The sequence below is a fragment of the Paraburkholderia phymatum genome (assembly GCF_040965635.1).
GTDB lineage: Bacteria > Pseudomonadota > Gammaproteobacteria > Burkholderiales > Burkholderiaceae > Paraburkholderia > Paraburkholderia phymatum_B.
The window spans coordinates 13,304-25,747 of the sequence record NZ_JBFRCH010000032.1 but is presented as its reverse complement, the minus strand read 5'-3'; the positions used below and the strand labels follow the sequence as shown (position 1 = coordinate 25,747).

Annotated in this window: 6 protein-coding genes and 1 pseudogene; 3 read left to right on the top strand and 4 right to left on the bottom strand. The window is 59.8% G+C overall.

Features of this window, described 5'->3' with window-relative positions; all coding sequences use genetic code 11:
* Positions 1–806: 806 nt before the first annotated feature.
* Complete coding sequence (locus AB4Y32_RS32470; protein WP_368725237.1) at positions 807–2,456, top strand: sialidase family protein; 1,650 nt, start codon at positions 807–809, stop codon at positions 2,454–2,456.
* A 581-nt stretch (positions 2,457–3,037) separates the two neighbouring features.
* Here the strand turns inward: AB4Y32_RS32470 and AB4Y32_RS32465 are convergent.
* From AB4Y32_RS32465 to AB4Y32_RS32455, 3 genes and pseudogenes are all read right to left on the bottom strand, one after another.
* Positions 3,038–3,712 (bottom strand): LysR family transcriptional regulator, encoded by a 675-nt coding sequence (locus AB4Y32_RS32465; RefSeq protein ID WP_368725236.1) that lies wholly within the window; start codon positions 3,710–3,712, stop codon positions 3,038–3,040.
* Positions 3,713–3,956: 244 nt separating this feature from the next.
* A pseudogene (locus tag AB4Y32_RS32460) lies at positions 3,957–5,147 on the bottom strand (methyl-accepting chemotaxis protein); the annotation flags it as partial.
* Positions 5,125–5,919 carry a hypothetical protein gene (locus AB4Y32_RS32455; protein ID WP_368725235.1) on the bottom strand — a complete coding sequence of 265 codons (795 nt, stop codon included), beginning with the start codon at positions 5,917–5,919 and terminating at the stop codon, positions 5,125–5,127. The gene AB4Y32_RS32455 and the pseudogene AB4Y32_RS32460, both read right to left, overlap by 23 nt.
* A gap of 1,352 nt (positions 5,920–7,271) precedes the next feature.
* Here AB4Y32_RS32455 and AB4Y32_RS32450 point away from each other — a divergent pair.
* Positions 7,272–9,431, top strand: coding sequence for a phage integrase family protein (locus tag AB4Y32_RS32450; RefSeq protein ID WP_368725234.1), 2,160 nt, complete (start codon positions 7,272–7,274; stop codon positions 9,429–9,431).
* A 36-nt stretch (positions 9,432–9,467) separates the two neighbouring features.
* Here the strand turns inward: AB4Y32_RS32450 and AB4Y32_RS32445 are convergent, their stop codons facing one another.
* Entirely contained in the window at positions 9,468–10,937 is a 1,470-nt protein-coding gene (locus AB4Y32_RS32445) for a hypothetical protein (protein ID WP_368725233.1), read from the bottom strand.
* A gap of 850 nt (positions 10,938–11,787) precedes the next feature.
* Here AB4Y32_RS32445 and AB4Y32_RS32440 point away from each other — a divergent pair.
* Entirely contained in the window at positions 11,788–12,441 is a 654-nt protein-coding gene (locus AB4Y32_RS32440) for an AAA family ATPase (protein WP_368725232.1), read from the top strand.
* The last annotated feature ends 3 nt before the right edge of the window (positions 12,442–12,444 follow it).

The window sequence follows — 12,444 nt, the reverse complement described above, 5'->3', positions numbered from 1 at the left end:
TGACCCCAAGCTGGTCTTCCGTGAGCTGGCTACGTCGGAACGCACACATGCGAAGGTCTGGCCGACAAGCTGAAAGCAAACGGACAGCGGCGTGTCAGACAGGCAGAGCATCAAGACCTTTTTGATGAGAAGCCTCGTTCGGCTTGATTCGCATTCCTTAGCGTATCTCGTGGCTCTGGCTGGGAATCACCCCATCGACGATGGATTAACGCGCTGATCTCGACCCGTTGTCGGTGGTCGAGCCGTCGCCGGAGCGATGTCGGGTTTCAGAGATCGAGCAGCCGCTCGGTACGGCCGCTCGCCGACGAGTTGTCGGCCTTTACCTGTCGCCGGAACCGGTTGCTCAGAACCTTATGGCGCTGGTGGTCGGTCATCTTCTTCCATCGACGGGTCTCATCTCAGGTACGAAACCAGCCGAAACAGAGCCCGGGGCTGCCATCGAAAGCGCACGCATCATGCACGATGACTTGACCGCCACCGCTCAACCCCGCGAATCTGGCACGCCGAGCTTCTGCAAGTGCATACATGCTCTGTTTGCTCCTCCGCAACTCCTATACCACGTCAGTAGCGGCAAGGACACCGCGTGATGTGCTGGCATCCGTAATGAATTTTTCACACAAATGCGTCTGCCGCGACCTAGTGTGTTTCTGCAGGTGTATCACTCGGCCGGCGCCTCCGATCGGAGATTTTACGGTGGGGCCAGTCGTTTTCGCACATGGATCGAACGGTCAAGTGCGAGAGTCATGATGCCGGTGATGTATAGCCGGCAGTGCAAGGGCGTTTTACCCTCTTTTGCGAGGCACAGAATGAAATCCATTTCCAGACGCCTATCCCGTTCTGTTTCCCAAGGCATCATAGCCGGCGGAATCATTGCGCTCACGTGCGCGATCGGCCCAGGCGCCGAGGCGCAAACGCTCGGCCCGCTCGTCCAGGTCGCCGCGGGCGATCCATTCAGCGGATGCACTGCCGACCAGGTGCACGCGCAGGAGTCCGCATTCGGGAGTATCGTTTTTCCCGCCACGTCGATCGAGCCGTGGCTGGCGGCCGATCCGACCACGACTGGCACCAACACGGCTCGCCTCCTCGTCGGCCACCAGCAGGATCGCTGGGACGACGGTGGCTCGCGCGGGCTCGTCGGCGTCGTGTCCAACGATGCGGGCAGCACCTGGACCAACACGATCCCGACCGGCGTTAGCGAGTGCACCGGGGGCAAATTCGGTCGCGCCTCCGATCCCTGGGTCGACTTTGCGCAGGACGGAACGGCCTTCTTCATGTCGCTGGTGTTGGACCCAATGAAGCCGACGACTCCGTTTGGCGCGCGAAATAGCGGAATGCTGGTCAGCCGCTCCGTCGACCACGGCGCGACGTGGCAATCTCCGGTTACGCTGATCCGCAACAACTCGCCGCACGTGCTCAATGACAAGAACTCGCTCACTGCCGATCCGACCGCGAACGGTAACGTCTATGCGGTGTGGGATCAACTGAGCGTTTTCCCGGCAACCAGGGACGCCGCTCAGTTGCTCGCGGAAAACGACGGTGTCGTAATCGCGCGCAAATTGCTTAGCGCTGCAGCGGGCGGTGCACCGTCCTTCAAGTTCAACTTCACCGGCCCGACCTTCTTCTCACGATCCATCGACAATGGCGTGACGTGGAGCACAGCCGTCCCAATCTACCAGCCGGGCACGAACAAACAGACGATCGACAACATCGTACGGGTGTTGCCTAATGGGACCCTGCTCGATTTCTTCACAGCGATCGGTGTCACGAAGGCAGGTCTGAGCATCGGCTACATCAAGTCCACGGATAAGGGCGTGAACTGGTCGGGGCCGACGTTTGCCAGCGATATTCAGGTGGTCGGCGTGGTCACGCCGGACACCGGCCAGCCGTTGCGCGATGCCTCCATTCTCTACAGTATCGCTGTGAACCCGGTCACGGGGGCAATCTATCTTGCCTGGCAGGACGATCGCTTCTTGCCGGCCACCTGCACCAGTGCGTCCAATGGGAAAATCGACGGGATCGCTTTCAGCGAGTCGGATGACGGCGGAGCCACCTGGTCAACGCCGGTGATGATCAACAAGACGCCGGCGAATGCCACGAACCCGTGCCGACAGCAGGCTTTCATCCCCGCAGTGGTGGCGTCGGGGGACGGCAAGACGGTCGTGGTGACCTACTACGACTTTCGTAACGACACGAACACACCTGCCGGCTTCGAGGGCACCGACTATTTCGCGGTTTTCTGCTCCGCCGGGTGCGCGAGCGCTGCCAACTGGGGCCATGAGCAGCAACTGACCACAGCCTCGTTCAACATACTGAACGCTCCGGTGGCGCGTGGCCATTTCCTCGGCGATTACATGGGCCTGGCGGCTAGCGGACCCACGACCGTGTACCCGTTATTCGGCGTAGCCACGGGTCCCAACGTGACGGCAGAGTACACCCGCCAGATCTCACTGCCGTAAGCGCAACGGGCGGCGAAGGGAGGTCGCCGCCCAGTCCTCCGGAAAGCGCCTTTCTTTATTCGGTCTGACCACGCCTTCATGGCCTATTGTATTTGCGATGGCCAACGAACTGATAATGATAGTCACGTTCCGATGCCGCGTCCGATTCACCAACGCTGATCTCCATTCTCGACGGCATCGTAGTGAACTCTATTGCGGTGAGGCAAGACCGCAAGACGCGCTAACATCGGTTGGCCTATCCTTGGAACGGCTCGTTCGGGTTAGAGCCTAAGAACCCCTTCATTTGGGTTTCCTCTCGGTTGGTCGCGAAAATAACGGCAGAGTGAGATGGCATTGCCAAGGGAAGGGCTGGCGGACAACGAATAACTAACACCGTGGGCCCTAACGGACATCCTTCCACGTCGGGTCGACAGGCGCTGCTCGGCCTTATGGAAAGCTTCGCATAAGGCCGAGCAACACGAAGATGCGGCCCTGCCCTTCCAATTACACGATCCTACTCAAACGTACTGGCCGCGATAAGGCGCAGGTTTATCACAGCTACGGCCGACCGCCCATTCATGGACGCCATTTTTGATCCACGCTCACGAATCCGCACAGACTACCATTATCGTTCCGTTATCCCCGCGGGTGAGCAAGTCCATTGCAACGTTCCGCAGCAACTGGCCCGGCTCGTGGGTGACGAACGGGCGCCCTTCTGCCCAGCTAGCCAACTGCGCCTCATTCTCTGGTCCTTCCCATGCTTTTGGAAACACAAGCGCCGGCTCGTAACTACAAATCAGATGCTGCGGGACCGCCTGATCCCCGAAATACCGTTCAGTCAAAAATGCATCGAGGCGGCCCTCTTTCACAAGGTCCGCCAACGCCGTATCGCGCTCATAGCAGATGATCTCGACCGCGGGATACAACGCTCGGAAGTCGCGCAAGACTTCTGGCATCAGATAGTAGAAAAAAGCTTGAGGCATGCCCATACGGACAACAGGGCGTTCCTTGTCAATGAGACTGCCCAGCCGCGCAAGCATCACATCAAACTCCGGCTCCAGCAATTGGTAGAGGCTACTGCCGCGCGCAGTCAGCGTGATTGATTTGCTTCCTCTCTGAGCCGTCACCAACCGCTCGCCCACCAACTGTTCCAGGCGCCGAACATGATTCGCGACGGACTGGTAGGAGATGTTCAACAACCGGGCAGCAGCTGAATAAGTTCCCTCTCGTGCGACCAGAAAAAAAGTTTGCGTCAGACTGAGACTAACCTCTCGCATGATTTTGCTCTTCCTTTGTCGCGATACCCCGAATCAAAGTCGCAGCCTCCCTTGGAGCATGCTCGAGCCGGGAGCTCGGCACGCCCGGTAAATGCTGTCGATGCTACCTCATGGCGACGGGCCGCAATGCACTGCCGCCACGGCGCACGGGAAAAACCCCCTTCGGTGGAGAGCCGTTCCTATCATCGCGGCTCATCCTTGGCATTCGCCGTGACCATTTCACGAAGGCGTAAAGTGCCCACATTCACGCTATCCGGAATTGGGCCACGATTCCAGCGAGGTCTCGTGATTGATTTTCAAGGGCGGTGGCTGCGCCTGCTGACTGCTCCACTAGCGCCGCGTTTTGCTGCACCATCTCGTCGAGCTGGCAAACCGCCCGATTCATCTCCTGGATACCGCGACTCTGCTCGTGAGAAGCCTGCGCGATTTCACCGATCATCGTTGTGACCTTCGAGACGCTGACCACGATCTCTTCCATGGACATGCCAGCGTCGCGAACCAGCGAGGCTCCAGTTGTTACGCTTGTCACGCTTGCACCGATCAGATCCTTGATTTCTTTCGCCGCCTGAGCGCTGCGCTGAGCGAGCGTTCGAACTTCACCCGCCACGACTGCAAAACCTCGCCCGTTTTCGCCGGCACGCGCCGCTTCGACGGCCGCATTCAACGCCAGGATGTTCGTTTGGAAAGCTATACCATCAATGACGCCGATAATGTCGCCAATTTTTGACGAAGCTCCCTCGATTTCCTGCATTGTCGCAATCACATCCGACATCACGATCCCTCCTCGCGAGGCGGCGTCTCCCGCCGAGGATGCAGTAGAGCTGGCCAGTCGCGCCGAACTCGCTGCCTGGCTGACAGTCGACGTAACTTCTTCCATTGAGGCGGCTGTTTCCTGAAGACTTGCTGCTGCTGATTCGGTACGACGCGAAAGATCGTGGTTACCTGAAGCGATCTCAGCGGCTGCCTGCCTAAGTGATTCACTGGTGTCGCGCACGTTTCGCATCACGCCGTTGATCGTGTCGACGAAACGGTTGAAAGCGCGCGCAATATCTGCGACCTCATCGGTACCTGCATCCGGTAGCCTCTGAGTCAGGTCAGCGTCGCCCGAGCTGATTGCTTCCATTGCGTCACGAGCCTGACCTAGCTTTCGGAACGACGGACCAGTGACGATGCTGATGATCGCGACTGCTGCAGCCGTCAATATCACGAGCGCAGCTAGCGAAATTGCCAGGAGCGATCGCATGCCGGCACTCACCTCTGACTCATCCATGGCCACGACGGCGAGCCATTGGGTTCCAGTCACGGCTCGCGCCTGAAACAGTTTGGTCTTCCCCTCGGTTATGCCCTCAACCGGTGCCGCTCCCTGACGTGCGGATGATGTAAGCTTGGCGATGGACATTTCGGGTATCAAGTCACCAATGGGCTTGAGGGTAAGCGCCCGGTAGCGGCGCTCTTCGACGACGCCGCGATCGGGACAGCCCACCGTGCAACGTGGCGACGTGCCGGAGAGCGGGAGCAGCGAGCGCGGTCGAGCAAAGTCTGGTCCACTTGTGGATCCGCCGGACGCGGCGCGAGACAGTCCGCCCTTCCGCCTTTTTGAGCGGGACGGTGCAGAAAATCGCCACCCCGGGGATCAGCAGCAGCAGGGCGGTCATGGCATTCGCACAGACATTGAGCGGCTCGGGGTTCAGCCAGGCGTAGTAGCTGCCGACGAGCACGATTCCCAACAGTACCGCGGAGGCACTGATGAAGGCCTTAGCGATGAACAGCGCGACCCATTTCCACGCGAAGACCACAAAGCGCGAGCGCCGGGCTGCGCCGCTGGCGCCCGCGGCGAGATATGCGCACCACTGCGACAGGACGAACATGGCCAAGATGCCCAGCAGCAACGCGCTTTCGTCGTTCACGGCGAGGAACCACTCAGCGCCCCGAACAATGACCTGCGCCACCGGGTTTCGGGGTACGCCGTCGAACCCGAACATCCCCGCATTGCCGGCCCAGCCGAGCACCCCGGTACTGGCAAAGAATGCGACAAAGAACGCGAGCCACATCGGGAAGATCGCCTCAGGCTCGCCCTTCGCCTTCTGGTTAAGCACCCAGCCCATGAAGCACAGCACGCCGACCGTGACAACGAGGAAGTCAGATAGGGGTGCGCCACAACAAAGCGGCTGCCAGACGTGCTCTTGTTGAGCGTGACCGAGCGGCATCCACTGACCAGCGTGAATTGCCCAGATCCGCCGCTGAACGGGTGAAACACCAGCGCCTGGCGCTGGAGTTCGTCCGTTCCAAAAGTGACCGTTGTCATGCTCCGGTTGCCATCGACGCGCTGCCCGGCGCTGCCTTCAGCGGCGTCGCCTGAGAGCATCACGTGCGTCCGGTTGCTATCGGACACCACATCAACGCTGATTCTGCCCGCGTCGCCGGTGTAGTGCCCGTCGAGTTGCGGCCAGAGCACTGCCCACAGAAAGAACGCAATGGCGGCAATCATGGCCGTCGCGAGGCACCCTCGCCGAAACCGGGTAGCGCCTCTCCCCGGCGCGGCGGCGTTTTCGCCCCGGGTCGGTTCCTCCACTGCCTCTCCGCCTACTCGGTCAGCGCGATCGGGCGATGCAGATCCAGGCGAGCGGGGACGGTCGCCGGGTGCGCCGGCAAAGCGGTTAACGGTATCTGACATGGTGCGCTTCCTCTTTTTGTCGCGATTTACGGGTATCGGCAAAACACCCGTTATGTTGAAGAGCGCGTGCAAAAAAAGTCAGAAGGCGACTCGGCCGCCCTCAGCCTTGCTTCCCCTCGTCGCCTGTTGGGTAACCCGTGAAACGCTCACGTATTGAGGGATGGTCAGTTCAACGCTGTTCACCCAAGCACAATTAAAGATTCTCGCGTGAGGACAGCAGGGAACCCCCTCCAACTACCGCGCGCCGCGTGCGGTAACTCACCGGATAGCGTGCCAACGTAAAGCAACGTGCAGGTTGATAGAGGGCGAGCCAAGGAAGAGACGGAGTGGTCAGGCGCTGGTCTTCCCCGCTCCACCGGTGATCAACCGAGCCCGATGGCCACGACCGTGGCGACCAATTACCAACTGTTTATTGACCGTCAGGGCGCGTCACGGTTTCCCGAATGAGCGGAGAGACTGGCCGGATCGGCCGACCGGTACCGTCAAGCGCTTGCCACGGCAGGACCAGACACGGCGGAACCGCGAGTTGCGATAACGGGCCACGAAATCGGAAGCGATCGCGCTTATCGACGGGCAGCGCGGAGCGGCAGTAACAAATTCAGTCGAAAAGTGGTAACAAATTTGGTTGTGTGGGCGAAATTTGATTGACGCGTCAATCAATGTCCCGAAATGAAGGGTACAATAGCCCCAACTATTGTACCCTTCACTTTATTTGGCCAATCAGGTACATTTTTTTCTGTACCTGTTCTCAGCCCCGCCGCGCATGGCTCCCAGCAGCATCACGCCGGTTGTGCCGCGTGCCGGAACCGGTGCGCCGCTGCCAACGCAGTACGATCCGCGTCGTACCGGACGCTACAGTTTCCGTAACCTGAGGCGACCCCCCTCGTGCCACTGACTTACGATGTAGAGGATGTTGAATTCCGGGACCTGCCCGCCGCGCGCGGCAGCTCCGCCACCACGGTCAGCAGCCGCACGCGGCGCCGACTGGCGCAGCGCGAGCGGGAGCAGAAGCGACGCATCGGCCTCCAACACCTCGCATTTTTTCGCGGCTATCTGGAAGGGCTGGACCTGGCGGCGCTGGCCGATCAGTATCTCGAGTTCGGCCACGATGCCCGCAAGGCGGCCGCCACGCGCAACTGGCTGCTGACGGCGTTTGTCGCCGCCGCGCGCAAGCGCCAGGATTTTGCGACAGCGCGGCTGCTCGCGATCCGCCCGTCCGCTTTAGCCGGTGCCGCCGCGCCCGGCGCCGTCGCGCCGTCGCTGGAAGAATTCGCCGCCGCGCACGACGCTGACGGCTTCTATACCGAGAAGGAGCTGCTCGACCTCTTCGCTGCGCATCACGCCGGGTCCCCTTCCGCACAGAATGCGGAAGCCGCGGCGACGCTGCGCCGTCAGCAGCGCAACGCGCGCCTGCGGGTGCGTCAACTGGCAGCGCTCGAGGCGCTCGCACGGCTGGTGGTAGAAGACCCCAGGCCGGAGCATCACGTGCTCGGCTGGTTCGACACCGCCGTGGCGCTGCGTCTATCCGACGTAGGCCTCACCACGATCGGCAGGCTGGTCGAGGCGATCAACGCCGTCGGCTACCGCTGGTACCGGCACGTGCCGCGGCTCGGCGAAGTCGGGGCGCGCCGGATCACCGCATGGCTCGCGCATTACCGCGACGTCGACGGGCTGGCGCTCCTCCCGCAAGCCCAGGCACATCCGTCGACGCGCTCCTTAACCGTGCCGCAGCTGCAGCGGGCGCCGGCGACGGGCATCGTGCCGCTGGAGTATTTCCTGATTCCCCCGAATCTGGACGGATCAACCGGAGCGAATCGCAATCTGCTCAAGAACAACAGCCGCGCGCTGAACGATCTGCAAGCCATCGACTTCTGGCTGGCTGATTACGAGAATGCGAACACACGGTTGCGGTACCGGGCCGAGGCCGAACGCCTGTTGCTGTGGGCGATCTTCGCAAAGGGCAAGCCGCTGTCGAGCCTCGACATCGACGATGCACGTGACTACATCAACCGCTTCCTCGTTGATCCTCAACCGGCAGCGCAATGGGTCAACGAAGCGCCGGTACCGCGGTCCGATCCGGCGTGGAAGCCATTTCGCGGCCCGCTGACGGTCAAAAGCCGCCAGGATGCGCTGAACGCACTGAAGAAGTTCTTCGGGGATCTCGTCAACGCGCAGTACCTCGACCACAATGCCTTCGCGAAGGTCAAGGTGTTCCTCGGTGTTGAGACCGACGAAGCGGGCAATGAACGGCGAGTCGCCGCGAAGCCGCGTGTGCAGATCGAGCGCAGCCTGACCAGAGAGGCGTGGACGTTCGCGATGCGCGTGCTCGACGCCCTTCCCGACTCGGCCGCCGCCGCCCGCATGCGCTTCGTGCTGTTTTTCATGTACAGCACGGGTCTGCGCCGCGCCGAGCTGTGTGGTGCGTTCACCGACGACATCAGCATCCGCTACGCCGGAACCGAACTCGGGTCGATCCACCTGCTCCGTGTCGTTGGCAAAGGCGCGAAGGAGCGCTTTATTCCGCTGGTGCCGCCGGTCCTCGCGGCGCTCGGTGACTATCTGGCCGCACGCGGCTTTCCACGCGATCCCCTCGCCTGCCCGGTCGGCACGCCGCTCATTCCCGCGTTGCCCGACAAGCAGGACATCGGCCGGCTAAGGCGTGAAGCGGCTGCAAAAGGCGTTGACGTGCAAGCGGCGCTGGCGAGCCTCGCGCGGCAGGCGAAGCCCGTCCACTACGCCAAGCTATATGCCGCGATCAAGCGCTTTTTCGAGAAGGCGAATGCGGAAGCGCTGCGTCAGGACTCCCCACACGCGCGCGCATTTGCCGCGGCAAGCCCACACTGGCTGAGGCATACATTCCTTTCGCACGCGGTGGCCAATGGCATGAGTCTCGAAAGTGCCCGGAATTTCGCGGGACACGACTCGCTGGACACTACGTCGATATACGCGACGGCCGAAATTGCCCGTCAATACAGGGAGGCCGAGACATTCTTGAGCCGGGCTAGCATGAACGCGGTACCCGGGCCGGCTTGCCAAGCCCGGTAGCGCGGACCTCTGCTCTCAGAATCGCGGTGATTTCGTTTAATTCAGTATATCCACTTTTCCCGAAGACTTCGACACTGATACGACCTTGACCGTTTGGAAGGGGTTCGCTACGAGGTATTCCAACGAGACAAGGTCGTCGAAGCACTTCCGCAACCTTTCGAGAGCTTTGCGCCGGCTCTCATCCGAGAGCGGTCCACGAAAGGGTCGCCAAGTCGGCACATCGCGTGAGCCCTGACCCTTCATGACCCAGACGGATCGCGGTCGAGGATCCACGGCGAACTTGTTTATGTATTCGTTCGCATCGGCAACATCAATGCTGGAAAGTGGCTTTCCCTTCGCGATAATGGCCCACAACATCAATCGTTCCACTTCGTTTTGATATCTGCATTTCGTCGCCGGGTTCTCGTAAGCAGACAGCCAGTGCTCGAGCGCAGATCGATCGTCATGCACTCCAAGGGGAGACTTACCAGCACCACGATTTGATCCCGTAGCGCCTGACAGGTGTGGAGGTGCTGATAGACGCGAAAGAGGAACGGGCATGTTCAGTCGTTGCTCCTGCTCAGCGAGATATGGCCGAAGCGGATCTTCGCGTGGCACAGCGATAGAGTCCGCGTCGCTTGCCGCGTTGTTCGCCGTCGCCAAGCGTTTGCCAAACTCCACGTTCAGGCAGGCTATAAGCGTTTCAAGTCGCGACTTACTGTCAACGTCGGAGGCATCAAGATGTAGCTCGACGAATATCCCGCCCGGTCGTCCGTGCCTCTCGGGTGCGCGCCGGACCTTCGCAAGGAACTGTGAATCATCGAGCCCCATGAGGCGTGCCAGCAAACCTTGCGGGCTCAGCTGGCGTCCCAGCCTTTTGACAGCTAACGCTTCCTTGCGTACGGCTTCACCCCCCCGCACGGCTATCAGATCGGCAAGAGCCTGACCCATTTCAAACGTCAGGCAAGTCGCCGGGAGAACACTCGTTAGGTCGCGTGGTAATTCAGCGACAGCCGCAGCGGACACGAGTCTTGAGTGCGCAATGCCCATCACCTCAGAAGCTTCGCGCATCGATGCCCACGTGTTCAGCCGAAGTCCTTCGACATACCGCCCATAGAGAGCCAACGGGCTATCTTTTTTGTATGTGTCGCGGAAGTCGATAGCGCGATCGGCGCCTGACAGGTGCGCCAAAATTTCAGTACGAGACTTCCCCGTTGGATCAATAAGGGCAGCACGTCTTACGAGTTCAGATACACCGTTTTCGTTCTTAGCCTGGACAAGCCGGCGAGCCGTCTCGCGCACCATGCCGACGTCAGAAAACAGCGCCAATACCTCTGTGGGGAGCGCCGAAGCAGCCAGCGCTTGCTGAATCTGGTCTCGGCGAACGCGGAGGCCCGCGCTGGTTAGTCGCCGCGCTGCCTCGCTCTTGTTATGCCACTTCAGATTGAGCCCTGCACGATACAGCGCTGCAAGCGCCAGCGGGTCGTCACCAAGATTGTTGGATCCACCAGTATTCACATTACTCATCTTGCTGATGCACTCTCATGATTGTCGGCTAGCGCACGCCTGTCCGATTCCCCGAAAGAGAGATCAAAACTGGCGTCACTCCGGTATCTGTAGTATGAGGAATTCCCTCATACTACCGACGCTCGTCGGCAAAGCAAGCCTTTGCGCCGCACTCCGGTACGGTTTTCGCATACCTACCTCAAACCAGAACCAGCGCCGTGCCCACAGTTTCTACGTAGAAACCGTTTTCAGTCTCAAGATGCGCTCAACTCTGTGGCTTCAGGCTTTCCCTTCGGGCGATTTACGGGCCGGCCCTCGCGTTCCACATTAGCTTCTGCAATTGGGTTTATTTCATTCCGGGTAGTCAGTTTCTACGTAGAAACCGGCAGACCGGTGTCGTCAGACAAAAGTAGCGTAGTTTTAGAGATCGAAAGCCTTTCACGTCCCAGGCGATGACGGCGTGGCGACCGCAAGGCTCCGTCCTTTATGAACATTGCGCACAAACAGGGCCGGGCCTTCAAGTCAACCCAGCATAGTTTCTACGTAGAAACCATCTGACCGGGACCTGCACAGTTTCTACGCAGAAACTGCTACACGCTATCGGCCCGCCTCTTGTGCGTAAAGGTGAGAAACGGCCCTTCAAGTCAACCTCAACATAGTTTTTACATAGAAACCTGTGACCAGGGGCGGCACAGTTTCTACGTAGAAACTACTACACCACACATCGGCCCGCCTCTTGTGCGTTTCTACAACAAAAAGACGTGACAAAATTCTCTTGAAAAATCTTTGTCCAGTTTCTATCATGCGCATCATCGCGGTTTCTACGTAGAAACCGGGCTAACGCTGGACTCCTCGCTCAAGGATTGTTTCGATGGCCGCTAAGATAATTACTGTATTCAACCAAAAGGGCGGTGCCGGAAAGACTACCGCCTCCTGCAATTTAGCCGGCGTCTTGGGCCTACGCGGCTATAAGACGCTGTTGGTGGATCTCGATGAACAGAGTACTGCGACGCTTTCCGTCGGGGCCGCGTCCGATGATCGCCCATTTCCAGCCGCATTGAGCAACCTGGCGGCCAGTCCGCGGCCCGATCGCGAGATTGCCAAGTTTGTCGACGACTATCAATTCATCATCATTGACTGTCCGCCTGCCATTCGATCTCCTGCGCCTTCCATCGCGCTACTTATCTCCGACTTGGGCCTGATCCCAGTCGGAGCATCAGGGGGCAACCTCTGGGCGATCCAAGAAGCAAAGAAGCTCGGTCTGAATGCCCGCGCCTCTAATCCCGACCTCAAACTCTGGTCCATTGGCAACATGGACCAAAAAGTCACGATAGTTCAGCAAATATTCAAAGCAGTTGAACAGGATGAGGACATAAGCATGATGCGGACGCGACTCGGGTTTCGGACGGCATATAAGGAGGCTGAAGTATCGGGGACCACGGTGCTGCAGATACGTGGCGCCAAGGCAGCCCATAACGAAATCAACGCGTTTGTGGACGAAGTTCTCGAGATTGTCGGGGAGTGACGA

Bases quoted from the DNA above. Each gene is read 5' to 3' on its own strand.
- AB4Y32_RS32440 (WP_368725232.1), top strand. From the start codon at position 11,788: ATGGCCGCTAAGATAATTACTGTATTCAACCAAAAGGGCGGTGCCGGA.
- AB4Y32_RS32465 (WP_368725236.1), bottom strand. From the start codon at position 3,712: ATGCGAGAGGTTAGTCTCAGTCTGACGCAAACTTTTTTTCTGGTCGCA.
- AB4Y32_RS32445 (WP_368725233.1), bottom strand. From the start codon at position 10,937: ATGAGTAATGTGAATACTGGTGGATCCAACAATCTTGGTGACGACCCG.
- AB4Y32_RS32455 (WP_368725235.1), bottom strand. From the start codon at position 5,919: ATGCCGCTCGGTCACGCTCAACAAGAGCACGTCTGGCAGCCGCTTTGT.
- AB4Y32_RS32470 (WP_368725237.1), top strand. From the start codon at position 807: ATGAAATCCATTTCCAGACGCCTATCCCGTTCTGTTTCCCAAGGCATC.